This window comes from Curtobacterium flaccumfaciens, from assembly GCF_004361695.1.
GTDB classification, from domain to species: Bacteria; Actinomycetota; Actinomycetes; order Actinomycetales; family Microbacteriaceae; genus Curtobacterium; species Curtobacterium flaccumfaciens_B.
On the sequence record NZ_SNVW01000002.1, the window covers coordinates 69,842 to 96,313 of the forward strand.

At 71.9% G+C, this 26,472-nt stretch carries 20 protein-coding genes; 11 read left to right on the forward strand and 9 right to left on the reverse strand.

Features of this window, described 5'->3' with window-relative positions; translation table 11 throughout:
* Positions 1 to 155 precede the first annotated feature (155 nt).
* The 5 genes from EDF64_RS03045 to EDF64_RS03065 form a co-directional block, all read right to left on the reverse strand.
* Complete coding sequence (locus EDF64_RS03045) at positions 156 to 1,499, reverse strand: hypothetical protein (RefSeq protein ID WP_133518635.1); 1,344 nt, start codon at positions 1,497 to 1,499, stop codon at positions 156 to 158.
* Positions 1,496 to 2,263 carry a polyprenol monophosphomannose synthase gene (locus EDF64_RS03050; RefSeq protein WP_133518636.1) on the reverse strand — a complete coding sequence of 256 codons (768 nt, stop codon included), beginning with the start codon at positions 2,261 to 2,263 and terminating at the stop codon, positions 1,496 to 1,498. Before EDF64_RS03050 ends, EDF64_RS03045 begins: the two co-directional genes overlap by 4 nt.
* Before the next feature lie 46 nt (positions 2,264 to 2,309).
* Positions 2,310 to 4,070 (reverse strand): DUF2142 domain-containing protein, encoded by a 1,761-nt coding sequence (locus EDF64_RS03055; RefSeq protein WP_133518637.1) that lies wholly within the window; start codon positions 4,068 to 4,070, stop codon positions 2,310 to 2,312.
* A gap of 26 nt (positions 4,071 to 4,096) precedes the next feature.
* Positions 4,097 to 6,178, reverse strand: coding sequence for a hypothetical protein (locus EDF64_RS03060; protein ID WP_133518638.1), 2,082 nt, complete (start codon positions 6,176 to 6,178; stop codon positions 4,097 to 4,099).
* 243 nt (positions 6,179 to 6,421) lie between these two features.
* Positions 6,422 to 7,450: a glycosyltransferase gene (locus EDF64_RS03065; RefSeq protein ID WP_133518639.1), complete on the reverse strand. Its 1,029-nt coding sequence runs from the start codon at positions 7,448 to 7,450 to the stop codon at positions 6,422 to 6,424.
* Positions 7,451 to 7,593: 143 nt separating this feature from the next.
* Between EDF64_RS03065 and EDF64_RS03070 the strand changes: the two genes are divergently transcribed.
* The 6 genes from EDF64_RS03070 (at position 7,594) to EDF64_RS03095 (ending at position 15,538) form a co-directional block, all read left to right on the forward strand.
* Positions 7,594 to 10,140, forward strand: a complete 2,547-nt coding sequence (locus EDF64_RS03070; protein WP_133518640.1) for a glycosyltransferase — start codon at positions 7,594 to 7,596, stop codon at positions 10,138 to 10,140.
* A 117-nt stretch (positions 10,141 to 10,257) separates the two neighbouring features.
* Positions 10,258 to 11,106, forward strand: a complete 849-nt coding sequence (locus EDF64_RS03075; protein WP_133518923.1) for an ABC transporter permease — start codon at positions 10,258 to 10,260, stop codon at positions 11,104 to 11,106.
* A 4-nt stretch (positions 11,107 to 11,110) separates the two neighbouring features.
* Positions 11,111 to 12,352, forward strand: coding sequence for an ABC transporter ATP-binding protein (locus EDF64_RS03080; RefSeq protein ID WP_133518641.1), 1,242 nt, complete (start codon positions 11,111 to 11,113; stop codon positions 12,350 to 12,352).
* A gap of 1 nt (position 12,353) precedes the next feature.
* Complete coding sequence (locus EDF64_RS03085) at positions 12,354 to 13,493, forward strand: glycosyltransferase family 4 protein (RefSeq protein WP_208108816.1); 1,140 nt, start codon at positions 12,354 to 12,356, stop codon at positions 13,491 to 13,493.
* Complete coding sequence (locus EDF64_RS03090) at positions 13,490 to 14,335, forward strand: glycosyltransferase family 2 protein (RefSeq protein ID WP_133518642.1); 846 nt, start codon at positions 13,490 to 13,492, stop codon at positions 14,333 to 14,335. Before EDF64_RS03085 ends, EDF64_RS03090 begins: the two co-directional genes overlap by 4 nt.
* A gap of 57 nt (positions 14,336 to 14,392) precedes the next feature.
* Positions 14,393 to 15,538: a glycosyltransferase family 2 protein gene (locus EDF64_RS03095; RefSeq protein WP_133518643.1), complete on the forward strand. Its 1,146-nt coding sequence runs from the start codon at positions 14,393 to 14,395 to the stop codon at positions 15,536 to 15,538.
* A 15-nt stretch (positions 15,539 to 15,553) separates the two neighbouring features.
* Here EDF64_RS03095 and EDF64_RS03100 read toward each other — a convergent pair whose 3' ends face one another.
* The 4 genes from EDF64_RS03100 to EDF64_RS03115 are packed head-to-tail and all read right to left on the reverse strand — an operon-like array spanning position 15,554 to position 20,098.
* Complete coding sequence (locus EDF64_RS03100; RefSeq protein ID WP_243736227.1) at positions 15,554 to 17,401, reverse strand: glycosyltransferase; 1,848 nt, start codon at positions 17,399 to 17,401, stop codon at positions 15,554 to 15,556.
* Positions 17,402 to 17,460: 59 nt separating this feature from the next.
* Positions 17,461 to 18,324 (reverse strand): glucose-1-phosphate thymidylyltransferase RfbA, encoded by an 864-nt coding sequence (gene rfbA, locus EDF64_RS03105; protein ID WP_133518644.1) that lies wholly within the window; start codon positions 18,322 to 18,324, stop codon positions 17,461 to 17,463.
* 9 nt (positions 18,325 to 18,333) lie between these two features.
* The gene (locus EDF64_RS03110; RefSeq protein ID WP_133518645.1) at positions 18,334 to 18,942 is read right to left on the reverse strand and encodes a dTDP-4-dehydrorhamnose 3,5-epimerase family protein; all 609 of its coding nucleotides are present in this window, start codon (positions 18,940 to 18,942) and stop codon (positions 18,334 to 18,336) included.
* Positions 18,943 to 18,979: 37 nt separating this feature from the next.
* On the reverse strand, positions 18,980 to 20,098 hold the full coding sequence (locus EDF64_RS03115) for a hypothetical protein (RefSeq protein ID WP_133518646.1): 1,119 nt from the start codon (positions 20,096 to 20,098) through the stop codon (positions 18,980 to 18,982).
* A gap of 161 nt (positions 20,099 to 20,259) precedes the next feature.
* Between EDF64_RS03115 and EDF64_RS03120 the strand changes: the two genes are divergently transcribed.
* The 5 genes from EDF64_RS03120 to rfbD are packed head-to-tail and all read left to right on the forward strand — an operon-like array spanning position 20,260 to position 26,350.
* Positions 20,260 to 21,201, forward strand: coding sequence for a glycosyltransferase family 2 protein (locus EDF64_RS03120; protein WP_133518647.1), 942 nt, complete (start codon positions 20,260 to 20,262; stop codon positions 21,199 to 21,201).
* Positions 21,191 to 22,786 (forward strand): glycosyltransferase family 39 protein, encoded by a 1,596-nt coding sequence (locus EDF64_RS03125; protein ID WP_133518648.1) that lies wholly within the window; start codon positions 21,191 to 21,193, stop codon positions 22,784 to 22,786. Before EDF64_RS03120 ends, EDF64_RS03125 begins: the two co-directional genes overlap by 11 nt.
* Positions 22,783 to 24,522 carry a hypothetical protein gene (locus EDF64_RS03130; protein WP_133518649.1) on the forward strand — a complete coding sequence of 580 codons (1,740 nt, stop codon included), beginning with the start codon at positions 22,783 to 22,785 and terminating at the stop codon, positions 24,520 to 24,522. The genes EDF64_RS03125 and EDF64_RS03130 overlap by 4 nt, the downstream gene beginning before the upstream one ends.
* The gene (rfbB, locus tag EDF64_RS03135) at positions 24,519 to 25,502 is read left to right on the forward strand and encodes a dTDP-glucose 4,6-dehydratase (protein ID WP_133518650.1); all 984 of its coding nucleotides are present in this window, start codon (positions 24,519 to 24,521) and stop codon (positions 25,500 to 25,502) included. The genes EDF64_RS03130 and rfbB overlap by 4 nt, the downstream gene beginning before the upstream one ends.
* Positions 25,499 to 26,350 (forward strand): dTDP-4-dehydrorhamnose reductase, encoded by an 852-nt coding sequence (gene rfbD / locus EDF64_RS03140; protein ID WP_133518651.1) that lies wholly within the window; start codon positions 25,499 to 25,501, stop codon positions 26,348 to 26,350. Before rfbB ends, rfbD begins: the two co-directional genes overlap by 4 nt.
* Positions 26,351 to 26,472: the final 122 nt, after the last annotated feature.

A 26,472-nucleotide genomic window follows, 5' to 3' on the forward strand; every position in this document is an offset into this window, starting at 1 on the left:
GGCCGACGGCCTGGAGGCGCGGTGCGGGTCCGGCGCGCTGGCCCGGGGCGCGCACGCCGACGGCCCGGAGGCACGGTGCGGGCCCGACACGCAGGCCCGGCGCGCGCGGGTCCGGCGCGCGACGGGTGCGGCCCGGCCGGGCGCGCACACGGCGATCAGCGCTGGTCGAGGAGCGTGCAGGGCACGAAGGCGTCCCACTTCGGCTGGCCCGGAGCAGCGCGCAGCGTCATCGTGCCGCCCGGATCGTCCGCGCACGCGGCCCGGTGCTGCTGCACCTGCGTGGACCACGCGGGCACCGTCGTCTGCTCGCGGCGGGACACGACGTCCGTGTTGAGGACGGCCGCGGTCACGACGAGCAGCACGAGCAGCCACCCGAGCGCCGGGAAGAGCACCCGGCCCCGCGCGATGAACACGTCGGCGGCGACCACGATCCCGGCGATGAGGAACGCCGACGCGGCGGCCGCGTACCGGTAGGCGCCGAGCCACTCCCAGTCCTTCGCGGTGAAACCGAGCCAGTTCGTGACGACGTCGTTGACGCCGAGCGCGGCGAACCACACCACCAGGGGTGCGAGCCCGAGCGCGGCCAGCACCCACCGTGCGCCACCGGACGCCCGCACGAACCCGAGCACGAGCACCGCGAACACCAGGACCGCCGGGAGTGCGACGACCCACCAGCCGTGGTCCTGGACGGCCAGGCCGACGGCGTGCACGTCGGCGTCCCAGCTGCCGGCGACGGGCTGCGCCGCGAACCCGGCGAGCAGGTCGACGACACCGCCGACGCGCCCCGCTGCCGCACCGGCGACGGGCGTCCGGGGGTCGAGCACGGTCGTCAGGAGCTGGGCGCCCGCACCGAGCACGCCCGCGACGATCGGCGGGACGGAACGGACGCTCCGGACGTGCCGGAAGAACAGCGGCAGGAACATCGCCGCCTGGATCTCGGTGAGGGTGATCACGAGGGCGATGACCGTGAGGACGGCCGAGGACCACCACGAGCGCGGCTTGTACAGGAACACCCACGGCGCGAGGAACAGCAGGAACCAGTGCAGGTTCGCGGTGTTCCCGGCGATCTCCACGGGGACGAGCGGCGTGAGCGCCGGCACGACCGCGAGGAGCGCGCGCAGGGGGACGCTCCGGACGACGTCACGCGCCAGGACGAACACCGCGGCACCGACGAGCCCGACGACGACGCAGGACATCGCGCTGACCGCGACCGCGTACGACTCGATCGGGAAGAACCGCACCGCCAGGCCCACGACGATGCGCGGGACGAGGTGCAGGTAGCCCTCGTAGGGGTGCAGCAGGGACCCCACGGCGCCGAGCTGGAGGCGCTCGTTGAGGAAGCGCCCGGAGTCCTCGGCCCAGGCGATGCCACGCGTCGTGGCCCCGAGGCGGTGCCAGAGGAGCGCGGTCGCCACGAGTGCCACGACGACGGCACCCACGGCGTTCGTCAGGAGGACCGCGCGGGAGGACCGGCGGACGTCGGGTCGCGTGGTCGTCACCGTCGGCCGCCCGTCACGAGCTGCCGAGCACGCCGGGCGAGGCCCCACTGCGTGACGCGGAGCATGGCCTCGGCGACGATGCCGCGGCTCATCTTCGAGACGCCGTGCTCGCGGTCGCGGAAGGTGATCGGGACCTCGACCACGGCGCCGCCGAGGTCGTGCACGCGGAGCGTCATGTCGATCTGGAAGCAGTAGCCCTTGGAGTCGATCGTGCCGAGGTCCATCCGCGCGATCGCGTCCGACCGGTAGACCCGGAAGCCGGCGGTGACGTCCCGGACGTCGAGGCCGAGCATGACCCGGGCGTAGGCGTTACCGCCGCGACTGAGTACCTCGCGGTGCCACGGCCAGTCGACGACGGAGCCGCCCGCGGTCCAGCGGGACCCGATGGCGAGCATCACGTCGTCGGCGCGGTCGGCCCCGACGACGGCGTCGATCATCGCCGGGAGGCGCTCGGCCGGGTGGGACCCGTCGGCGTCCATCTCGATCAGGAGGTCGTACCCGCGCTCCAGGCCCCAGCGGAACCCCGCGACGTACGCCGTGCCGAGACCGCCCTTGCCGTCGCGGCGGAGCAGGTGCACGCGCTCGTCGGCCGCGGCCATCGCCGCCACGATGTCCCCGGTGCCGTCCGGGCTGCCGTCGTCGACGACGAGCAGGTGGGCGTCCGGCAGGACGGTGTGCAGCCCCGCGGTGATCGGGACGATGTTCTCCGCCTCGTCGTACGTGGGGACGATGACGAGCACGCGCGGTGCAGGGTCGACGCTCATTGCCTTCTTCCGCCACCGGTGGTCGGACCGATGACGGTGGACAAGCCTAGGGGAACGTCCGGTGGTCGGGCTGCGCCTCGCCGCTGTCGGGCGCCGACGGGCGTGGGGACACCGGGTCGTCCGCGGGGGCGCGACGGTCGGCCACGTCCTCGCGGTCCACGGCCTCCTCACGTCCCGCGGCGTCCGCACGCTCGACCGCGTCGTCGCCCTCGTGCTCGCGCTGGTGCTCGTGCTCGTGCTCGTGCTCGTGCTCGTGGACGTCGTGGCGCTCCACGTCGCCCGCGAGCGGCGCCGCGGTGACGACGACCGGCGACCGGAGCGCCGCGAGGGTCATCGCGACGGCGACCGCGAGCAGGACCAGCGCGATGCCGACGACCAGGGCGAACCCCTCACGGCCGAGCGGGGTGACATGGGTCAGCGTCCGCACGCCGTTCCAGGTGACCGCGAAGTGGAACTCCTCGTAGTAGCCGCGGTAGGCGACCGACCAGCCGTACAGGGTCATCAGCGCCGACACGACGACGACCGTGCGCCCGAGCCGACGGCGGTCCTGCTCGACGCGCACGAACCGGCGCCAGGCGACGGCGCTGAGCACCGCGAGCGCCCCGACGAGCACGAAGTAGTAGCGCCCCTGGATCCCGCCGATGGTCGTCGTGCGGAGGTACGTCGACCAGTTGTTCTGCAGGCCGGCCACGAGCGCGATCAGGGGCAGGACGGCGAGGAGCCAGGCGTTCCGCCGCGATCCCCGACGGAACCCCCAGACGAGCACGACACCGATCGCGACGACGCTGAGCGTGGCGATGACGATGGGGCTCGACGGGTACTGCAGCAGCCCGTACTGGCCCCAGAACGAGTTGGTGACGCGGTTCCACTCGGTGTTCACGAACCCACCGAGGTCCGGACCCTGCCCGGGCGGGAACTCCTTCGTCTGGATCGACTGCGGGAGTCCGGCGGGCTGGAGGGTGTGGAAGACGAGCACGTTCCGCACCCACCACCACGAGGTCGCGACGATCGGCACGACGAGCACGACCGCACCACGCAGCCACCGGCTCCACCCGGAACCGGCGACGATCACCGCGATCACGGCGAACGGCACGAGCGGCAACGCGGTCGCCTTGAACGCGACCGCGGCCGAGGCGGCGAGCGCGAGGCCCACGAGGGTGGCGACGCCACGGTCGCCGGTCAGCACGCGGCACACGAGCCACACGACGACCGCGCCGAGGATGATCACCGGGGTGTCGTTCGTGGCCGAGGCGCCGATGAAGCCGACCTGCGGGATGAGCAGGAGCGAGGCGGCGGCCACCAGCGCGGTGCGGGGCGACCGCGTGAGACGGCGGACGGCAGCCCAGACGACGAGCGGCAGCGTGCCGAGGATCGCGACGTTCATGAGCCGCAGCGCGAAGAGGTCGACGTCCCAGCGGAGCTGCATGTAGCCGATGAGGTGCAGCACCCCGGCGGCCATGGCGTACCAGGTCGGCGGGTGCTGGGTCATCTGGTTCGTCGAACCGTTGCCCGGAGCGGCGGCGAGCAGTGCCTCGAGCGTCGGGCGGTCGGTCTGCAGGAAGCCCAAGCCCTCGGCCTGGGCGGCACGCGTGGCCGACAGGAGCCTGAGGTGTGCGGGGTCCGGCCAGCCGTGCCCCATCGCGAGCTGCACCGCCGCGTCCCAGTGCGCGATCTCGTCCGGCGAACCGAACATCGGCTGGAGCGAGGCCCACACGACCAGGACCGCGACGAACGCCAGGACGATCGCGGTGATGGTCAGGCGTTCCCGGCCGGACGAGCGTTCGGGGGCGCGGTCGTATCTGTGCACGGTGAGGAATCCTACGGTGAGACACCCTAGCGGACCGTGACCGACGCGCAGCCGAGCGTGGTGTTCGGCCCGCCGTTCGGGTCGATCCCGTAGGCGCAGACCCGGTGCGCGCCCTTCGCGGCCGCGATGGTCGCGCCGTAGCCGGCCTTCGCCCCGGCGACCGGGTACGCCTTCGCCACGTCGTCGCGTGCCTGGCCGGTCTTCAACGCGGTGCCCGCGGCGTCGACGTAGACGTGCACCGAGATCGGCGCGGCCTTCGTGTCGGGGTCGTACGCCCAGCCGCGCACGGCGACGCCGCCGGCGACCGCCGTGGCGGAGTCGAGCCGGCCGACGGGCGAGCTGCCCACCTGGACGGTCTGGCAGCCGAGCGTCGGGTTGCCCGAGCCCGCGCCGGTGTTGATCGCGTAGACGCACACCTGGTGCGGGCCGGGAGCGGCGGCGATCGTCGCCTTGTACCCGTGGGCGGCGCCGTACGCCGGGTAGACGCTGGCGATGTCGGGCCGCGAGACGTTGGCCGCGACGCGCCGGCCGACCCCGTCGACGTAGACGTCCACGTTGATCGGGGCCGCGGTGTCGCCGTCGATCGCCCAGCCCGTGACCGAGATGCCGCCCGCGACGGCCGTGACGGCGTCCACGCGACCGTCCGGCACCGAGGCCACGGCACGGACCGTGGTGCACGAGGCGAGGAGCTTGTCCCGCCCGTTGCCGACGTTCACGGCGGTGATGCAGACCTTGTGGGCACCGCTGGTGGCCGGGATGGTCGCCTCGTAGCCGTGTGCCGAGCCCGCCGCCGGGTACGCCTTGCCGACGTCCGTCCGCGCCTTGTCGGCCTTCAGCTGCGTGGTCTTGCCGTCGATGGCGACGTTGACCGCGAGGGCGGCCTTCGGCTGGTCGGGGTCGTAGGTCCAGCCGCGGACCTTGATCCCGCCGATGACCGCGCCGACCTGGTCCACGCGGCCGTCCGGAGAGGCCTTCGTGACCGTCACGTTCGTGCAGCCGATGCTCGTGTTCCGGGTGCCGTCCACGCTGATCGAGGCGGCGCACACCTTGTGCGTCCCGGGGCTCGCGGCGATGGTGAGGTCGAAGCCGTGCGCGTCGCCGTAGCCGGGGTACGCCTTGCCGACGTCCGTCCGGGTGGCGTTCGCGGTGTAGCCCGCTCCGGTCGAGTCGACGAAGACATGCACGCGGGTCGAGGCCGCGGTGGTCGGGTCGATCGCCCAGCCGCGCACGTGGACCGCGTCGCCGGCGTCCTGTGCCGAGTCGAGCTTGCCGATCGGCTTCGCGGACGCGGTCGGCGACCCGAACCAGTCGCTGTAGAGCCGCCAGAAGTTGCGGTTGCCGTAGGCAGAGCAGCCGTCACCGGTGCCGTAGAGGTTGTTCAGGGCCGCCTGGTTCGGCGTGTACGGCGTGTAGTAGTAGAGCGCGGCGGTCGCCTTGTTGGAGACGTAGACCGTCTTCGTGCCGCACGACGTCGGCACGTTGTACTGGATCTGCCGGTTGCCGCCCGGGGCGAACCACGTGAAGTAGTTGCTCGTGCCCGCCGGGTTGCCGTACCGCTTCCACTGCCACGACGCCCAGTAGACCTGGTTGCCCACACCGGAGTACGCCGGGTCGCAGCCGCCGTTGGCGGTGTCGGGGCAGGCGTAGCCCATCGCGCGGGCGAGGACGGCGGCCGACGGGTTGCGGGCGACGCCGCCGTTGATGAGCGTCTGCTCCTTCTGGAGCGTGACGATGATCACCTTCGGGCTGATGCTGCAGGCCGCCCCGACGCGCGCGATGATCTGCGCGGCGGTCAGCGACGAGCCGCCGGTGACCGCGCTGCACATTGCGTCCGCGCCGTGGCTGTTGAGCGAGTACCGCCCGACGTTGAGGCAGGACTTCGAGGAGCAGGTGCCGATCTGGGCGTTCAGGAACGACTGGATCTGCGCTTCGGTCATCGAGCGACCGTCGTAGAAGTTCGCGTCCGTGATGATGTTGCCGGCCTGGAACGACGACCCGCTGAGCGCCGACGCGCTGTCCTGGGACGCCGAGGGACCGGCGACCTGCAGGCCGACGAGGACACTCGCGACGGCGAGCACGCTCGTGGCGATGGCGAGGAACTTTTTCACGTCGGGGGGCCTTCCTGGGGGGCGTCGACGGGCGATGTGCACGCGCGATCACCCGGTTCCCGAGCGGCCCGATTCGGCTGATCCTGATCCCAGCCGAGTCACACGTGTCACATCAGGCTACCTCGATCACAGTGGTTACACAGCCCCCGGTCCTTCCCCCGAACGGGAGGCACGGTGCGGGAACGCGGTCGATCGCACCCCCGACAGGTGGCCGGGCCGCGCCGGGGGCGCCTGTGGTCGCGCTCAGTCTCCACCCGTCATCGACGACTCCACCGCGCGACGCGCGGCGGAGGGTACACCGTCTGCGCGCCGGGCGCGACGGGCGTGGCGGAGGACGGCAGGTGCCTCCCGGCCCAGTCGCGACCACTGCGCCCGCGTGAGCTGCGCGGACGACGGACGGAGGACGTCGACCACCGCGCGCACGACGGTCCGGACCACCACGCGCGCCGCGAAGCCGGCGGACGCGTTCCGCACCACGACCGCCAGCCGGTTCCGCATGCTCTGGTACCGCACCAGTGGCGAGTCGCTGCCGGAGCTCGCGGCGTGCCGGTGCACCACCACGGCATCCGGCGCGTGCCGGATCTCCCACCCCGCGAGCCGGAGCCGCCACGAGACGTCGAGGTCCTCGTAGTACATGAAGAGGGACGGGTCGAAGCCGCCGACCTCGGCCAGCGCCTCGCGGCGGAGGAACACGGCGCCGCCGGAGAACCCGAAGAGGGGCGACCGTTCCGGGGCGTCCTGCAGCGGCCGGAGCCAGTCGCGGTCGCGGCCGTTGCCGGAGCGGTCGACGACGACCCCCGTCCCGTTCACGAGCGTCCGGCCCTCCGGGTCGCGGCGCCAGCGTCGTCCGTCGGGTGCCACGAGGTCGTCCGCGGACGGCGAACCGGACGGTGCCGGCACGAAGCCGCCCTCGAGCACGACCGTCGCGGCGACCGCCGCGGTCCGGGGTCCCCCGGCGCGGAGGGCACCGAGCCCGCGGTCCAGGAACCCGTGGTCCGCGACGGCGTCGTTGTTGAGCAGGACGAGCACGTCGCCGGACGCCGCGGCGATCCCCTTCGTGACCCCGCCGGCGAACCCGGCGTTCGTCCGCTCGGCCACGAGCACCACCGACGGCAGGTCCGCGCGGTAGGCCGCGAGGGTGTCGTCGTCGGCCTCGTTCACCACGAGCACGACCTCGACCTCGGCGTCGACGCGCTGCGAGCGGACGGAGGCGACGGCACGACGGGTGAGCTCCGGCTGGTGCCAGTCGACGATGATGACAGAGACGTCCACGGCCCCAGTCTCCCAGGCCGCGCGGGGACCCGGGGCCCGCGGGACCGCCGGGTATAGTGGTGCCGCCCTCCGGCCCGGCGGTCCGAGGGCACCACCGCCAGCCGACGTATGGAGTCTGTTCCGTGTCCACTTTCGCGCCTCGCGTGTCCGTCGTCGTCATCAACTTCCGCGGGACGGATGACACGCTCGAGTGCATCGCCCGGCTCAGCGAGGTCGACTGGCCGGCGGACCGCCTCGAGATCGTGGTCGTCGAGAACGGCTCCGGCGACGACAGCGAGGCCCGACTCCGCGCGGCGCTCGGCGAGCAGGCGAACGTCCGCATCATCGTCTCCGCGGAGAACCTCGGCTTCACCGGCGGCAGCAACCTCGGTGCGCGCGAGGCGACCGGCGACGTGGTCGCGTTCCTCAACAACGACGCCAAGCCCGACGTCAACTGGGTGAAGGAGGGCGTCGCCGGCTTCGCCCCGAGTCCCCGCGTCGCCGCCGTGGCCAGCAAGGTCCTCGACTGGGAGGGCAAGACGATCGACTTCGTCGAGTCCGGGCTCAGCTGGTTCGGCATGGGCTACAAGAACCACATCGCCGAGCTCGACGACGGCCGCTTCGACGAGCCGCAGGATCTGCTCTTCGGCACGGGCTCCGCGCTCTTCGTCCGCCGCGACGTCTTCCTCGAGGTCGGCGGCTTCGATGAGGGCCTGTTCATGTTCTACGACGACGTGGACCTCGGCTGGCGCCTCAACCTGCTCGGCTACCGCGTCCGGTTCGCGCCGCGGTCGGTCGTCTACCACAAGCACCACGGCTCGATGAAGTCGTTCGGCGACCACCGCGAGATGTACCTGCTCGAGCGGAACGCCCTGCACCTGCTCTACAAGAACCTGTCCGACGAGAACCTCGGCACGTTCCTCCCCGCCGCCCTCGCGCTCCTCGCCCGCCGTGCGGTGGCGAAGAGCGGCCGCGACTCGAGCGAGTTCGACATCCGCCGCTTCACCGGCGCCCCCGACGAGTTCGACCCGACGACGCCGATGTCGAAGGAAGCGGTCGCCGGCCTCTACGCGCTCGACCAGTTCGTCGCCGACCTCCCCCGCCTGTCCGAGGACCGCCGCCGCATCCAGGGGCAGCGCGTGAAGACCGACAAGGAGGTCTTCCGGCTCTTCGGGGACGCCTTCAAGCCGCTGTTCGAGGACGGCTACTTCCTCGAGGGCTACCAGGCCATCATCGAGGCGTTCGACGTCGAACAGCCGATGCACCGCACCCGCGTGCTCGTCATCACCGGCGACGCGCTCGGCGAGAAGATGGCCGGCCCCGGCATGCGGGCGTGGAAGATCTCCGAGGCCCTCAGCGAGCACAACGACGTCCGCCTGGTCACCTGGAACGTCGCGAACCGCAAGACCGACCGCTTCGAGGTCTCCCGGGTGCCGCTCCAGCACGAGCGCACCATGAAGGACCACGAAGAGTGGGCCGACGTCATCTTCTTCCAGGGCTACGCGCTCCACCACTTCCAGACCCTGCAGCGCTCGAACAAGATCATGGTCGTCGACCTGTACGACCCGATGCACCTCGAGCAGCTCGAGCAGGCGCGCGACAACGGTGACGTCGGCTGGCGCAACCAGGTGACCTCGACGACCGAGGTGATCAACGCGCAGCTCGAGCGCGGCGACTTCTTCCTCTGCGCGTCGGAGCGCCAGCGGCTGTTCTGGCTCGGCCAGCTCGCCGGCGTCGGCCGGGTGAACCCGGACAACTACCTGGCGGACGACAACCTCAACAAGCTCATCGCCATCGCACCGTTCGGCATGGACTCCACCCCGCCGAAGCACGAGCGCAAGGCGATCCGCGGCGTCACGCCCGGCATCGGCGAGGACGACAAGGTCGTCATCTGGGGCGGCGGCATCTACAACTGGTTCGACACCCCGTCGCTCGTCCGCGCGGTCGCGAAGGTCGCCGAGACCCACGACGACATCCGCCTGTTCTTCCTCGGCGTCGCGCACCCGAACCCGGACGTGCCGGAGATGGCGATCGTGTCCGAGACCCGCCGCATCAGCGACCAGCTCGGGCTCACGAACAAGCATGTCTTCTTCAACGAGCAGTGGGTCGCGCTCGACGACCGCCAGAACTACCTGCTCGAGGCCGACGCCGGCGTGAGCACCCACTTCGCGCACATCGAGACGACGTTCTCGTTCCGCACCCGCATCCTCGACTACATGTGGGCGAACCTGCCCATCGTCACGACCGACGGCGACAGCTTCGGCGACCTCGTCGCGGCCGAGGGCATGGGCGTCGCGGTCAAGGAGCGCGACGTCGACGGCCTCGCCGCGGCGCTCGAGTCGATGCTCTACGACGAGCAGGCCGCACAGGCCGCCCGCGACGCCGTCAGCCGCGTCCGCGAGGACTTCACGTGGGAGCGCGCCCTCGCCCCGCTCGTCGACTTCTGCAAGGACCCGCACGTCGCCGCCGACCGTGCGCACGAGGTGGCCGTGCCGTCCGGCTCGGTCGCCGCCGGTGGCCGTGCCCGCGTCGCGCTGAGCCCGGCCCGGCAGCGCGAGCTCCGCTTCCACCAGATCGCGAACAGCCGCCACGGGCTCTCCCGCGACGTGCGGCTCGCCACCTGGTACCTGCGCGAGAACGGCGTGACCGGACTCCGCGACAAGGTGCAGAACCGGGTGCGCATCATGCGGGAGAGCAAGAACGGGCGCTGACGTCCGGCGGCCGCCCACGGCCGTCGATGTACAGTTGTCCGTCGCCCGAGTCGAACGTGAGGACCCCCTTTGAGCAACATCGTCAGCGAGCGGTTCGAGCGCCTCCGGCACGAACACATGGTCCCGGCAGGCCGCCCGGCCACGGCCGTGATCGGGTCCCTGCGCGAGATCTTCGCGCACCGGCAGCTGCTCGACCTCCTGATCCGTCGTGACCTGAAGTCGCGGTACAAGGACAGCGCGCTCGGGTTCGCCTGGACCCTGATCCGGCCGCTCGTCCAGCTGGCGATCTACTACTTCGTGCTCGGCGAGATCCTCGGCGCGTCCCGGAACATCCCGGAGTTCGCGATCTACGTGTTCTCCGGCCTGACCCTCTACGGCCTGTTCAGCGAGATCGTCGCCGCCGGTACCGCGTCGATCGTCGGGAACGCCGGGTTGATCAAGAAGATCTACCTGCCCCGCGAGATCTACCCGCTGGCCAGCGTCGGCGCCGCGCTGTTCAACTTCGGCGTGCAGCTCATCGTGCTGCTCGCGGCCGCGATCCTGCAGAGCGGCTTCGCCTGGGTCCGCCTCGACCTGCTCTACTTCTTCCCCGCGACGCTCGTGATCCTCATCTGGGCCACGGCCTTCGCACTGCTCCTCGCCGCCGCGAACGTGTACCTGCGCGACATGCAGTACCTCGTCGAGGTCCTCGTGCTGCTGCTGATGTGGGGCTCCCCCATCGTCTACAGCTGGCAGATGGTCGCGACGCGTGCGCCCGAGTGGTTGCTGAGCATCTACACGTCCAACCCGATCACCCTGGCGGTCCTCGGCATCCACCGCGCGTTCTGGACCGCTGGTGCCGACTCCGAGTACCCGTCGCACCTGCTGCTCCGTCTCGTCATCGCCGGCGTCGTGGGCCTCGTCGCGCTGCTGGTCTGCCAGCGGGTGTTCGCCAAGCTGCAGGGCAACTTCGCCCAGGAGATCTGATCCGATGAGCATCGACAACGACATCGCCCAGGAGACCCGGTCCCCGTTCACCGACGCACCCGCCGTCGTCACGGTGAAGAACGTCTCGAAGCGCTTCACGATCCGCAAGGACAACTCCCTCAAGGAGCGCATCGTCACCCTCGGCCGCGCCGGGCGTCGGCACAGCGAGGACTTCTGGGCCCTCAAGGACATCAGCCTCGACATCCCCGCCGGCACCACGATCGGGCTGCTCGGCCCGAACGGCTCCGGCAAGTCGACGCTGCTGAAGACCATCGGCGGCATCCTCGAGCCGACCACCGGGTCGGTCGAGCGACGCGGCCGCCTCGCCGCGCTCATCGAGCTCGGCGCCGGGTTCCACCCCGACCTGACCGGGCGCGAGAACGTCTACCTGAACGCCGCGATCCTCGGCCAGACGCAGGAGGAGACCGAGGCCCGCTTCGAGGACATCCTGCAGTTCTCCGGCATCGGCGACTTCATCGACACCCAGGTGAAGTTCTACTCATCCGGCATGTACGTCCGACTGGCGTTCGCGGTCGCGATCAACACCGACCCCGACGTGCTGCTCGTCGACGAGGTCCTCGCCGTGGGCGACGAGCAGTTCCAGAAGAAGTGCCTCGACAAGATCCGCGAGTTCCAGGCGCAGGGCCGCACCATCATCCTCGTGTCGCACTCCCTCGGCCAGGTGCAGGAACTCTGCGACTCCGCCGTCGTGCTGCACCACGGTGAGGTCAAGTTTCAGGGCTCCGCCCGCCTCGCCGTGAAGAACTTCCGCGAGATCCTCGAGGGCCGCCGCATCGCCGAGGCCGAGGCCGCGCACCCCGAAGAAGACGCCAACCCGGGGAAGGTCGAGCGCGTCGAGCTCGAGATCCCCGGCCGTGCGCCCGGTGCCGAGCACCACCACGGCGACGACCTGGTGATCCGTGCGACGTTCTCGCACAAGGACGTCCTGCCCGAGTGGCGCGCCGGCATCAAGATCGAGAACCACCTCGGCAACCCGGCGTACGGCGTCGACAGCCGCCAGCTGCAGACGCGGCACGACCCGCTCCGCGGCACGGCGACGGTCGAGTGGCACTTGACCGACCTGCGTCTCGGCGGCGGGCAGTACTTCGTCCACGTCTTCCTCGCGAAGCCCAACGGCGAGCACATCGTCATCGAGCGCGAGGCGGCGCGCTTCGTCGTCGTCGACGAGGACACCCAGTCCGGGATCGCCTGGACGAAGGCCACCGAACGCCAGGTCAAGGGCTGACGTGCGGGAACTCCCGGTGCTGATCGACGCCACGTCGGTCCCGCCGAACCGCGGCGGGGTGGCCCGGTACATCTCCGGGCTCCTCACCGGGCTCGCGGACCTCGACGTCCGCGTCGACGTCATCGCGAAGTCCGGCGACCTCGCCTGGCTCCGCGGTCTGGCACCGAGCCACCGGTACCACGCCGCGCCGGGCTGGACCGCGTCGCGTCCGCTGCGCCTGGTGTGGGAGCAGCTCGGCCTGCCGAGGGCCGTGCGGCGGTCGGGGGCGACCATCCTGCACAGCCCGCACTACACGTTCCCGGTGATCCGTGCCTCCCGGACCGTCGTCACCCTGCACGACGCGACGTTCTTCAGCGACCCGGCCGCGCACTCGCGGCTCAAGGTCCGCTTCTTCCGCACCTGGACCCGCCTCGCCCGCCGGTTCGCACGCGCGACGGTGGCGCCGAGCGCCGCGACGGCAGCCGAACTCGACCGCCTCGCCGGTCGTGCCCGCCGGGCGACGGTGGTCGCGCACCTCGGGGTCGACGCCGAGACGTTCCACGCGCCGACCGAGGCCGAGGTCGCGGCGTTCCGGACGACGCACCGGATCGCCGACGGCGAGGACTGGATCGCGTTCCTCGGCACCGTCGAGCCCCGCAAGCGCGTCCCGGCGCTCATCGCCGCGCACCGGGCGCTCACCGAACGCGCCGACGGCGCGACCCCGACCCTGCTCGTCGCCGGCGGCCTCGGCTGGGACGACGACGCCCGCCGCGCCCTCGAAGCTGCCGGCGACCGACCGGGAGCGCCCCTGCGGTACCTCGGCTACCTGCCGATCGAGGAACTCCGCGCGTTCCTCGGTGGCGCCCGCGTCGTCGCCTACCCGAGCATCGCCGAGGGCTTCGGACTGCCCGTGCTCGAGGCGATGGCGTCGCGAGCCGACGTCCTGACGACCGACCGACTCGCGATCCCGGAGATCGGCGGCGACACCGTGACGTACACCGAACCGGACGCGGGCCCGATCGCCGAGGCACTCGAGCGGCTCCTCGCCGACGACCCCGCCGCGCGGGCCGCACGCGCCGACCGCGTCGCGCGCGCCGGGGCCCGGGCCGACGGGTTCACCTGGGCTGCCTGCGCCCGCGCCCACCTCGGGGTGTTCGCATGAGCGCACGCGCCGCGATCGTCACCGTCTCGTACGACTCCGTCGACGTCCTGCCGCCGTTCCTCGCGTCGACCGCCGACGCCAGCGCGGACCCGGTCGAGGTCGTCGTCGCCGACAACCACTCCGCCCAGGAACCCGCGCTCCGGCGGATCACCGAGGAAGCCGGCGCACGCTTCCTCGAACTCGGCGAGAACCGCGGGTACGGCGCCGCCGCGAACCGGGCGGTCGCGACACTCGACCCCGACGTCCGGTGGGTGCTCGTGTCGAACCCCGACGTCGTGCTCGAGCCGCTCGCGCTCGACCGGATGATCGCCACGGCCGCGGCCGATCCCTCCATCGGAGCCGTCGGCCCGCGACTGCTCGAACCCACCGGCGAGGTCTACCCGTCCGCCCGCCTGGTGCCCTCACTCCGCACCGGCCTCGGCCACGCGGCGTTCGCGAACGTGTGGCCCGGCAACCCGTGGACGAAGCGGTACCGCCAGGACGGCGACCACTCCGGCCGTCGCGACGCCGGCTGGCTCTCCGGGGCGTGCGTGCTCCTCCGCCGCGACGTCTTCGACCGACTCGGCGGGTTCGACGAGGGCTACTTCATGTACTTCGAGGACGTCGACCTCGGCTGGCGGATCGGCAGGGCGGGCATGCGGAACGTGTACGAGCCCGCGGCCACCGCCACGCACATCGGCGGGACCGCGACGCAGGGGTCGTCCGAACGCATGCGCAAGGCCCACCACGAGAGTGCGTACCGGTTCCTGGCGCAGAAGTACTCGGCGTGGTGGTTGTGGCCACTGCGGGCCGTGCTCCGTGTCGCCCTCGCCGTGCGCGCCCGCGCGACCCACACCCGCTGAAGCGGTATCGTCGCTCGACCCGCCCCGTCCCCTCCCTCCCCCCGACCGGAAGTGCCCATGATCCTCGCCGTCACGCTGATGGTCCGCGACGAAGCCGACATCCTCCCCGCCTGGCTCGACTACCACGTCGCCCAGGGGTTCGACGTCTTCGTCATCACCGACAACGGCTCCGTGGACGGGACGACGGAGCTCCTGACCGCGTTCGCCGAGCGCGACGACGTCACGGTGGACCTGCGGCACGATCCGGTGCACCGGAAGCAGCAGGGCACCGTCGTGACGGGCATGGCACGCGACGCCGCCACCGTCCACCACGCGGACTGGGTCGTCAACGCCGACGCCGACGAGTTCGTCATCCCGGTGGACCGGTCCCTGACGGTGCGGCAGGTGTTCGAGCGGCTCGACCCCGCGATCGGCGCGTTCACCGTGCCGGTCGTCAACCTCACCGGGCGCCTCGCGAAGTCGGGCGGCGGCGTCGAACGCCTGCACTGGCGCGACGAGCGATCCCTCGACGAGCTCCGCGCCGCCGGCCTCGTCGCACCGCCCACCACGAACGCGGTGCACGTCGGCACGCCCGACGTCACGGTCGTGCAGGGCAACCACCAGGTCAGCGTCGCGAACGGCGCGCCCGTGCCCGACGAGCTGCGGCTCGAGGTCCTGCACCTGCCGTGGCGGTCCTGGAAGCAGTACGAGCACCGGGTCGACGTGAGCGGTCGGGCGTACGAGGCGAACCCCGACCTCACCCCGAGCCCGCGGCACCACGGCATGCGCGACTACCGGCGCCTGCACGAGGGCGTCCTGCAGTCGACGTTCGCGCTCCGCTTCGTCACCGACCCGGAAGCCGCCGACGGTCCCTTCAGCCGCGACGACGGCGTGGCGGAGGTCCTGCGCCGCGCCGCGTCGACCGCGGTCGGCACCGGTTCGGACCCGCTCGTGCCGGTCGCCGAGCTCACCCGCCTGCAGACCCTGGGTCGCGCGATCGTCCGACGCGACCTGCGGATCGAGGAGCTCGAGGACGAGGTCCGGGCCGCCGACGAGACGGCGAACACGCTCCGGTCGGCGGTGCAGTTCGAGCGCGAGCGTGCCGAGGCGGCGATCCGCGAGACGGCCGACCGCGACGCCGAGCTCGCCGCGATGCACGCCCGACGGGTCGTCCGGATCGCGGACGCGGTCGGGGACGTCGCCCGCCGGATCCGCAGCCGGTAGCGCGGAAGCGGGCCGTCAGCGCACCCGCTCCCGCCGCACCGCGTCGAGCAGCACCCGCGCACGCGCCACGAACGCGTGCTCGGCCCCGATGCGCGCGCCCCGGGCGGCACGCTCCGCCGCAGTGGTCGCGTCGCCGGCCCGCAGCGCCTCGCGGAGCTCGTCCACCGACGCGTACGTCCGCACGGCCCCGTGGAACAACTCGTCGACACCGGGAACGGGATCGGTGACGACGAGCGCCCCGGACGCCGCGGCGTCGAACAACCGGTTGGACAGGAAGCCGTCCCGCGCCATGTCGTCCCAGTGGTCGTTGAGGACGACCCGCGCGCTGCGGTACAGCGCCGGCAGCCGGTCGTTCGGCACGAACACGCCGCGGTGCACCCCGTCCGGGAGGAGTCCCTCCCAGCCCTCGCCCCAGACGGCCAGGTCCGCTCCGGCCTCGACCGCGTCGCGCACCACCGGTCGGAACACCTCGCGCGTCTTCCCGACGAACGCCGTGTCCAGGTCCGGGTACTGCGGGTCGGGGTCCCCGGGGTGGAAGCGCGCCGGGTCGGTGGCCTGCAGGAGCGGTGCCGTCGCGAGGCCGGTCGCCTCGGTCGTCCGGGCCGCCCAGACCGGACCGGCGGCGAACCGCAGGTCGTACCGGGCGAGTTCCGCGGGGGTGACCAAGTCGGGGTGCGAGATCACCCAGAGCACGTTCGTCGCGGAGGGGTGCACGGGGGTGTCGTCGAGTCCGCGGAGGGTCAGCGCGACGTCGTCGAGGTGCTCCGACGACGGCCGAACGTGGGACTCGCGGTGGTCCACCACGACCTCTTGTCCGAGCGATCGGAGCGCGTCGGCGAGGTCGCGTGCGAAGAACGTGTCGCCCCAGTCGTCCCCTCGGGGCCCCGGGTGCGCGGCGATCCGGATCGACCAGCGGAGCCGCTCGCCGCGGTCGACGAGTGAGAGGCGCTCGCGACCGCGTTCGGCGCGCACGATCGGTTCGCGCAGGGCGACGGGCGCTCCGACGGCGTCCGCCGACGGCTCCCCCGGCACGAGGCCGAGTCGCCCGAGCGCGTCCGCCGCGGTGTCGTCGGCACGGTCGCGCCACACGAGCAGCGCGTCGGCCGCATCGGTGTCGTAGCGGCGCTCTCGCAGCGTGGCGGAACGGTAGACACGGCCGAGGGGCACGACGACGCAGTCGCCCCCGGCGCGGTCTGCGGAGTCCCGGGTCAGTCGCGCGACGGCCGTCCGCGTGTCGACGGTCCGGACCGGCACCGCCAGGTCCGCGGTGCGGACCGCGAAGCAGGGTTCGTCACCCGCGAAGACGGCGACGCCGTCGAGGGCCTCCGCGTCCTCCGAGGGGTGGCCGCGCAGCAGCGACGCGACGGGTGCCGTCCCCTGCGGCAGCACCGCGCCGGCGCTCGCGACCACGTCGTCGGCGGTCCGGACGACGGCCAGGGTGACCCGGGCCTCCTGGCTGAGCGCAGCCACCAGCCGGCCGTACCCGTCGACCGGCACCGCGATCGAGGCGTCCTGCACGACGACCGTCGCGCTCGTCAGGAGCGGCCGTGCCGCGGCGACCGCGCCACCCCAGGTGGCCGCGACCGTCGCGCGTGCGGCGACGTGGTCGTCACCGTCCACGACCGGCGGGTAGACGCTCGTCGGACCGGCGTGCACGTCGTACGGGCTCACCACGACGGACGACGCGCCGGCCCTGCGCGCCGCGGTGACGGCGGGCAGGTGCGCGCCGTCACGGTACGCGGACTCCGCGACGGTGACGACGACGTCGAAGCCGTCGTCACCGGGTCGCGGTGCCTCGGTCACGAGTGACGTGTCGACCGGGAGGCGCGGCTCGGCCCCGGTGGACGGGTCCGGTTCCGGCATGGCCGGCTCGGGTGCCCCCGGTCGTCCCAGCAACCGGCGCAGCCCTGCCCGGGCCATCGTCAGCCGCGCAGCAGGTTCTGCAGGTAGACGCCGTAGCCGCCCTTGACGAGCGGTGCGGCGAGGTCGGCGAGCTGTGCGTCGTCGATCCAGCCGTTGCGCCAGGCGATCTCCTCGATGCAGCCGATCTTGAAGCCCTGTCGGTCCTCGATGACCTTCACGTACTCGGACGCCTGCATCATCGACTCGAACGTGCCGGTGTCGAGCCAGGCGGTGCCGCGGTCGAGGACCTGCACGCCGAGCTCCCCCGCCTCGAGGTAGCGCTCGTTGACCGTCGAGATCTCGAGCTCCCCGCGGGCGCTCGGCTCGATGGTCTTCGCGATCTCGATGACCTTGTTGTCGTAGAAGTACAGGCCGGGGACGGCGTAGTTCGACTTCGGCTCGGCCGGCTTCTCCTCGATGGAGACCGCGGTGAAGGCGTCGTCGAACTCGACGACGCCGTACGCCTTCGGGTCGGCCACGTGGTACGCGAAGATCGTGGCGCCGTCGACCTCGGTGTTCTTGCGGAGGTTCGTGCCGAGGCCCGTGCCGTGGAAGATGTTGTCGCCGAGGACGAGCGCGACGCTGTCGTCCCCGATGAAGTCCTCACCGATGACGAAGGCCTGCGCGAGTCCGTCCGGGGACGGCTGCACGGCGTACTGGATGTCCATGCCGAGCGACGAGCCGTCGCCGAGCAGGGCGCGGAACTGGTCGTTGTACTCCGGCGTCGTGATGACCAGGACCTCTTGGATGCCGGCCATCATGAGCGTCGACAGCGGGTAGTAGACCATCGGCTTGTCGTAGATCGGCATGAGCTGCTTGCTGATGCCCTTGGTGATCGGCCACAGGCGCGTGCCGGAACCGCCGGCGAGGATGATGCCCTTCATCGGGACTCCTTAGTTCTTGGTCCGGAGGGACTCGGTGTAGGCGACGCACTCCTCGTACGTCGGCAGCAGCCCCTGCGCCGCCGCTTCCTCGAGGGTGGGGGCGCTGGTGTCCTTCTCGGAGAGGACCGGCTCGCCGAGCCCGTCCGGCAGCGTCAGCCCGACGGTCGGGTCGAGGATGGTGATCCCCTTCTCGCGCTGGGGGTCGTAGTGGGCGCTGACGAGGTAGTTCACGGTCGACCGGTCCTCGAGCGCGACGATCGCGTGGCCCAGGCCCTCGGACAGGTAGACGGCCTTGCGGTCCACGTCGTCGATGCGGACCGAGTCCCACTGGCCGAACGTCGGCGATCCGACGCGGATGTCGACGATGTAGTCGATGAACGCGCCGCGGACCGCGGTCACGTACTTCGCCTGGCTCGGCGCGACGAGGGCGTAGTGGATGCCCCGGGCGACACCGGCCGACGAGATCGACATGTTCACCTGCCGCAGGTCGAGCGGGTGACCGACGGTCTCCTCGAGGACGTCGGCCCGGTACGCCTCGAGGAATGCTCCTCGTGCGTCGCCGTGCTGGACGGGCGTGAACTCCCACGCGCCGGGGATCTTCAGTTCGCGGATCTGCACCGGGGCAGCCTAGCAAGCCGCCGACGCGGGGACCCGGTCAGACGCCGAGCGCGCGTCGCCAGGGGCCGTCGGCGGTGACGACACGCTCGGCACGGACGTGGGCCCTGGCCCGCGCGACGCGGTCGTCGCCCTCGGCGAAGGCCGTCAGGAGCGCCCGCCGCCAGGCCGCCGGGTCGTCCCCGACGAGCAGTCCGCCGTACGCGTCGGTGCCGCGGTAGGACGGCCGGTCCGATCCGACGAACGGCAGCCCGAGCATCGAGTACTCGAGGAACTTGAGGTCGCTCTTCGCGTCGTTGAAGCGGTCGTCCGTGAGCGGTGCCACGCCCGCCGACCACCGGCTCGTCCGGGAACGGAGGAACGCCACGAAGTCCGGGTAGTGCGTGCCGCCCTCGGGGAGCGGCAGTCGGTCGTACCAGGCGTCGTCGTCCCCGGTGACGCCGACGACCTCGAGGCGGACCGGTTGCCCGTCGGCGTCGACGAACCCGTCGAAGACGGGCCGGAGGAGGTCGAGGTCCCCGCCGTGCGTGGCGGACCCCATGTAGAGGACCCGTCGCGACACCGCCGGGCGGGGGCGGGTCGTCCCGTCGTCCCACATCCCCGGCTGCACGGCGTTCGGCACCACGACCGACTCGACGCCCACGGCGGCGAGGACCGCGCGCAGGGTCTCCGTCGACGTGACGACGGCGTCCGCACCGCGGACGAGACGGTCGACCGAGGCGAGCCGCTCCGGGTCGTACTCCGCCCGCGCGAGCCGGCCCCGCGCCTCCTGGCTGAAGAAGTCGTCGTCCACCTCCGCGACGATCCGCGTGCCCTCCCGCGCGGCGCGGTCGAAGGCCGCGTCCAGCGCGGCGACCGGGAACGCGTCCCGCTGGACCAGCAGGACGTCGAGGTGCGCGGTGTCGGACCCGTCCGCCCATCGGACCGGGTCGACCTGCGCGACGCGAGCGGCACCGGAGGCCGCGAGCGCCGACATCCGGCCGGTCACCCGGATGTGCGCCGATGCGGGGTGGACACCGCCCGCTCCGTGCACCACGAACCCGACCAGGGGCGGCGCGGACACGGGGTCGGCGTCGGTGGGGACGGGGTCGGCGTCGGGCGAGGGCGCGGACCGGAGACCACGGACCAGGCGGGCGACGGACGAGCGGAAGGCAGGCACCGCACCATGGTGGCACGGCGTGGTCCCGGTCCGATCGCCGTCCGGCTCTGCGTAGAATGTGTCAGTTCCGCCCCCGATGCGGACCGTCCGGGCGACCTAGGATCGTCACGACCTGCGAGTCGGAACCCGCCGACCGATGACACACAGGGACCAACCACTCCGTGAAACTGTTCGTTCAGATCCCCTGCCTCAACGAGGAAGGGACCCTCGCCAGCGTCATCGACTCGATCCCGCGTGAGATCGACGGCATCGACGAGATCGAGATCCTGGTCATCAACGACGGGAGCACCGACCGCACCGTCGAGGTCGCGAAGGAGCACGGCGTCAAGCACTTCGTGCACCACACGACGAACATGGGTCTCGCCCGCTCGTTCCGTGACGGCGTCGACTACGCGCTCCTGCACGGGGCGGACATCGTCGTGAACACCGACGGCGACAACCAGTACCCGCAGGCGCAGATCGCCGAGCTCGTCCAGCCGATCCTCCGCCGCGAAGCGGAGATCGTCATCGGCGACCGGCAGACCCGGACGATCGAGCACTTCTCCGGTTTCAAGAAGACCATGCAGCGCTTCGGCTCGTGGGTCGCCTCGCGCGCCGCGGGGCTGGACCTGCCGGACGCGGCGAGCGGCTTCCGGGCGTACTCGAAGTACTCGCTCATCCGACTCAACATCGTGACGCGCTTCAGCTACTGCATGGAGACGATCGTGCAGGCCGGGTACAAGCGGCTGGCGATCGCGAGCGTGCCGATCACGACGAACCCGAAGACCCGGGAGTCCCGGCTGTTCAGCAACATCTGGCAGCACATGTTCCAGTCCGGGTCGGCGATCGCCCGCGTGTACCTGATGTACCGCCCGATGGCACTGTTCCTCTGGGTGGCGGCGGTCCTCGGGGCGCTCGGCCTCTGGCCGCTCGTCCGCTACCTCGTGCTCATCGCGATGCACACCGGCGGCAACCACCTGCAGTCGATCATCCTCGGGGTGGTCCTCCTCATCACCGCGGTGTTGTCCATCGTGATCGGCGTCGTCGCCGACCTCACACGCCTGAACCGGACCCTGACGGAAGAGCAGCTCGACCTGCAGAAGCTCCAGCGGTATGGCGACTGAGGTCGCGCACGACCATCGGTCGACCGCTCCGGGAGCACGCACCAGCGCCCCGGACGCGGGAGCCCGTCGGATCCGTCGGCCGGAGCTCCTCGTCGTCCTCGCGGTGACGGCGGGCTTCGCCATCGTCCTCTTCCTCTGGGCCGCGGTCGTGCCGGCGTTCCAGGCCCCCGACGAGAAGGCGCACTTCGACGCCGCCGTCCACGTCGCGATCGGTGACGGCTGGCCGGACCCCGGGCACCTGCACGTGCTCGAGGCGGTGGACCGTGCGGCCGGCGCGAAGGACCCGTCCTCGTCCCCGACCATGGGAGAGCTGCTCGACCAGACCGGTGCCGGGCAGACCGACACGGTCGACCAGATGACGCAGCACCCGCCGACGTACTACGTGGTCGCGGCCAGCGTGCTGCACCTCGTGCACTTCGAGTCGCTGCAGCCTTCCGAGGCACTGTTCGCGGTGCGCCTGCTCGGCGCGCTCTTCGTCCTGCCGCTGCCGCTGCTCGCCTGGGCGACCGTGCGACGCGTGACCCGGTCGCCCCGGGCCGCGGTGACCGGGGCCTTCGCCGTGCTGGCGGTGCCGCAGCTCGCGTCCATCGGCGCCTCGGCCTCGAACGACGCCCCCGTGATGCTCTTCGCCGCCACGACCGTCTGGCTCGCCGCCCGCGTCCTGACCGGGGACCGGCGGCTCCGCACCACGATCGCGCTCGCGGTGTCCCTCGGGATCGCCATCACCTGGAAGGGCACGGCGCTCCCGCTCATCCCGTTCGCCGGTGTCGCCCTCTTCCTGGGCGCTCCCGGCCCGGCCCGCCTCGGGTCGCGGATCGTCCGCACGCTCTGGCCCCTCGCGCTCGCGGCCGTCATCGGCGCGTGGTGGTGGCTCCGCAACCTGGTCGTCTTCCACACGCTGCAGCCGAACGGCTTCGAGTCGCTGCGGCCCCCGAAGCCGTTCCCGGCCGGCACCGGACCGGACCCGGTGACCTTCGCGGACGTCTCGTGGTCGACCATCGCCCGCACCTTCTGGGGCAGCTTCGGCGGCCGGGCGCAGTGGATCATCTCCCCCGTCGTGTTCGAGACGGCCACGGTGCTCGCCCTCGGCGCGATCCTGGTGTGGGCGTTCCGTCGCGCCCCCGGACTCCGCGTCGCGATCACGCTCGCGGTCCTGCCGGCGACGATCCTCGTGCTGCAGACGTCGAACTCGTGGGGCAGCTACCTGTCGACCACGTTCGTCGGAGCGACCCAGGGGCGCTACTACTTCCCCGCGATCGTGGCGTTCATCGCCCTGAGCGCCATCGCCTGGCGCCGCGCGTTCGGGACGCCGACCGGCCGACGGCGGGCTTCGCTCGTGGTGTCCGCACTCGGCGCCGCGCTGGCGCTCTACGGGGTGCTGTTCGTGTACGCCTCCTTCGCCGAGCACTCGCGCGTCCGGGTCACACCACGGGGCCTCGACGTCCTCGACGCCTCGTCCCCGGTCGCGGTGCCGCTCGTCGTCGTGTGCTGGCTCCTCGCGCTGGTCGTGCTCGCCGCCGCGGTGGTCACCAGCGTCCGTGTGCCGTCCGCGACCACCCCGACCGAGACGGAGGAGCTGGCATGACCCGCTGGTCCGCCCACCGCCGAGACGTCGTCCCGGTGATCGTGCTCACCCTGCTGTTCGGCGTCCTGCTCACCACCTGGGCCTACGTGACCCCGGCGCTGCACGGACCGGACGAGCTCGCGAACGTCGACGCCGCGATCCAGCTGGCGATGGGCCGGTCCTGGCCCGCCGCCGGTGACCTGCACTACCTGCAGGGCCTCCTCGCCCAGAACGTCCCGCAGCAGCTCGTCCCCGTGACGGGCCGTGGGTCCTTCGCGGACGTGGTCGGCGACGGCTCGGTCAACACGCTCGTCAACCCGATGTCGCAGCACCCGCCGACGTACTTCCTCGCGCAGGCGGTCGTCGCCCACGTGCTCGACTTCACGACCCGGCGCTGGGACATCGTCGTGCTGGGGATGCGGCTCGTCGACGTGCTCGTGATGCTGCCCCTGCCCGCCCTCGTGTGGGCGACCGTCCGCCGGGTGACCCGGTCGCCGCGCACCGCCCTCGCCGCGACCGTCGCGCTGTTCGCCGTCCCGCAGATCGCGCAGCTCGGGTCGTCCGTGTCGGTCTGGGTCCCCGTGATCACGGCGGGTGCGACCGCGACGTGGCTCGGCGTCCGCATCCTCACCGGCGACCGCTCGTGGTGGACGGTCCTCGCCCTCGGCGGGACGCTCGCGATCGCGACCGCGGTCATGGCGGGCGGCTTCATGCTCGTGCCCTTCGCGATCGTCGTCGTCCTGGCCGGGCGCACGGTCTCTGCACACACGACGGCAGGGCTCACGACGTCCGGGCACACGACGGCCGGGCACACGGCTGCCGGGCTCGCGGCGTCCGGCAACGCGACGTCCGGGCACGCCGTCGACGGCATCGGCCGACGCGTCCTCCGCGCCGTCGTCGTGGTGGCCGTCCCTGCCGTGACCACCGGCTGGTGGTACCTCCGGCAGTTCGTCCGCACCGGCACCCCGCAGCCCGACGCCTTCCCGGCGGTGACCCAGCCGTGGCCGCGCTACGAGTCCCCCGCACCGACGCAGTTCGCCGGCGCCTTCTGGGACGGTCTGTCGAACTCGTTCTGGGGCAGGCTCGGCCGCTACGAGTGGCCGCTCTCCCCGATCATCGTCGACGTCTTCACCGTGGTCGCACTGACCGTGGTCGTCTGGGCGGCGACCCGGCGCGTGGCGGCACGGCGCACCATGCTTCTCGTGGCGGTGCTGCCGGCCACGGCGCTCGTCGTGGTGCTCGTCCGCGACTGGGCGACCTACGCCGGCCACCTCGGGGTCACCGTGAACCAGGGGCGCTTCCTGTTCCCCTCGATCGCCGCCCTGCTCCTGCTGCAGGCGCTCGCCTGGGCGACGCTCGTCGTGTCGCCCGTCGCACGCGTCCGGCTCGCGCGCACCGCGCTGGTGGTGGCGCCGCTCATGGTCGTCGCCTCGCTCGGGCTGCTCTACAGCGGTGCGTTCCAGAACACGGTGTTCGGTGTCCTGCGCAGCGGTGTCGGCGCGCTGTCGACGTCCGTCGCGTACGGCCTGAAGGGCGTCGCCGTGCTCCTCGTCCTGCTCGCGGTGGTCGGCGTCGTGGCGTTCGTGCTGCTGTGGCGCGCGTTCGCCGCCCCGGCTCCGGAACCCGCCGACGCCACCGCCGCCCCGGCCCCGGAACCCGCCGACGCCACCGCTGCGACGGCGCCGGGAGGGCCCGACGAGGGCGACCCGCTAAACTCACCGCCGACCGTTGAACCGACACAAAGGAACATTCCGTGAAGATCCTCGTCACCGGAGGGGCCGGCTTCATCGGCTCGAACTTCGTCCGGCGCACCCTGCAGGACGCCTACCCCGGCCTCGAGGGGGCGGACGTCGTCGTCTACGACGCGCTGACCTACTCGGGCAACCTCGAGAACCTCGCTCCGGTGGCGGACTCGCCGCGGTACACGTTCGTCAAGGGCGACATCACCGACGCCGCGAAGCTCGACGAGGTCGTCCCCGGCATCGACGCGATCGTCCACTTCGCCGCCGAGTCGCACGTCGACCGCTCGGTCCGCGACTCCGGTGTCTTCGTCGAGACGAACGTCGTGGGCACCCAGCGTCTGCTCGACGCCGCGCTCCGCCACGGCACCCCGCGCTTCGTGCACGTCTCCACCGACGAGGTCTACGGCTCGATCAGCGAGGGCTCGTGGGACGAGGACCGCCCGCTCGAGCCGAACTCGCCGTACTCGGCGTCGAAGGCCGGCAGCGACCTGCTCGCGCGCAGCTACCACCGCACGCACGGGCTGAACCTCTCGATCACGCGCTGCTCGAACAACTACGGGCCGTACCACTTCCCCGAGAAGGTCATCCCGCTGTTCGTCACGAACCTCATCGACGACAAGCACGTCCCGCTCTACGGCGAGGGCAACAACATCCGCGACTGGCTGCACGTCGACGACCACACCCGCGGCATCGCCCTGGTGCTCACCAAGGGCCGCGCGGGCGAGATCTACAACATCGGTGGCGGCACCGAACTCACGAACAAGGAGCTCACCGAGCTCCTCCTCGAGGCGACCGGCAAGGACTGGTCGTACGTCGACCGCGTGCAGGACCGTCTCGGCCACGACCTCCGCTACTCGGTCGACATCTCGAAGATCCAAGCCGAGCTCGGCTACGAGCCGCAGGTGCCCTTCGAGCAGGGTCTCGCCGACGTCGTGCAGTGGTACCGCGACAACCGCGCGTGGTGGGAGCCGCTCAAGGAACGCGCCGCACTGTGACCCGCTTCCTCGTCACCGGCGCCGCCGGCATGCTCGGCCAGGACCTCCAGCAGGCCCTGGCCGGCCGTGAGGTCACCGCACTCGGTCGAGCCGACCTCGACATCACCGACGCCGCGGCGGTCGCCGCCGCGGTCGAGGGCCACGACGTCGTGATCAACAGCGCCGCTTACACCAAGGTCGACGACGCCGAATCGCACGAGGACGACGCCGCCGCGGTGAACGCCCGCGGCCCCGAGGTCCTCGCGACGGCGACGGCAGCAGTCGGCGCGAAGCTCGTGCACGTGTCCACCGACTACGTGTTCGACGGCACCGGCACCACGCCGTACGCCGAGGACGCCCCGCTCGCCCCGATCGGCGCCTACGGTCGCACGAAGGCCGCGGGCGAGCAGGCCATCCGCCGGATCGCTCCGGACTCGTCGTACATCGTGCGCGGTGCGTGGCTCTACGGCGCACACGGGCCGAACTTCGCGAAGACGATGATCCGCCTCGCCGGCTCGCACGACACGGTGAGCGTCGTCACCGACCAGATCGGTCAGCCGACCTGGACCGGGGACCTCGCCCGCCAGATCGTCGCGCTCGTCGACGCCGACGCACCCGCTGGCACCTACCACGGGACGAACGGCGGCCAGGGGTCCTGGTTCGACTTCACGAAGGCGATCTTCGCCGAGGTCGGCCTCGACCCCGAGCGGGTCCTGCCGACCGACAGCTCGGCCTTCGTGCGGCCCGCGCCGCGGCCCGCGTACAGCGTGCTCGGCCACGACGGGTGGTCGCGTGCCGGCCTCGCACCGATGCGGGACTGGCGCGAAGCGCTCACCGCCGCGGTGGCCGCGGGCGTCCTCGACGCCTGATCAGAACGGTTCGGACTGGAGGCCCGGATCACGTCCGCAACACGCGGAACGTGATCCGGGCCTCCAGTCCTTCTCCGTCAGTTCCGGTCTTCCTGTCGGTTCCGGACCGGCTGTCGGTTCCG

Coding starts and splice junctions, on each gene's coding strand:
- EDF64_RS03130 (WP_133518649.1), top strand. CDS start 22,783: ATGACCCGCTGGTCCGCCCACCGCCGAGACGTCGTCCCGGTGATCGTG.
- EDF64_RS03075 (WP_133518923.1), top strand. CDS start 10,258: ATGGTCCCGGCAGGCCGCCCGGCCACGGCCGTGATCGGGTCCCTGCGC.
- EDF64_RS03090 (WP_133518642.1), top strand. CDS start 13,490: ATGAGCGCACGCGCCGCGATCGTCACCGTCTCGTACGACTCCGTCGAC.
- EDF64_RS03100 (WP_243736227.1), bottom strand. CDS start 17,401: ATGCCGGAACCGGACCCGTCCACCGGGGCCGAGCCGCGCCTCCCGGTC.
- EDF64_RS03095 (WP_133518643.1), top strand. CDS start 14,393: ATGATCCTCGCCGTCACGCTGATGGTCCGCGACGAAGCCGACATCCTC.
- EDF64_RS03125 (WP_133518648.1), top strand. CDS start 21,191: ATGGCGACTGAGGTCGCGCACGACCATCGGTCGACCGCTCCGGGAGCA.
- EDF64_RS03080 (WP_133518641.1), top strand. CDS start 11,111: ATGAGCATCGACAACGACATCGCCCAGGAGACCCGGTCCCCGTTCACC.
- EDF64_RS03050 (WP_133518636.1), bottom strand. CDS start 2,263: ATGAGCGTCGACCCTGCACCGCGCGTGCTCGTCATCGTCCCCACGTAC.
- rfbA (WP_133518644.1), bottom strand. CDS start 18,324: ATGAAGGGCATCATCCTCGCCGGCGGTTCCGGCACGCGCCTGTGGCCG.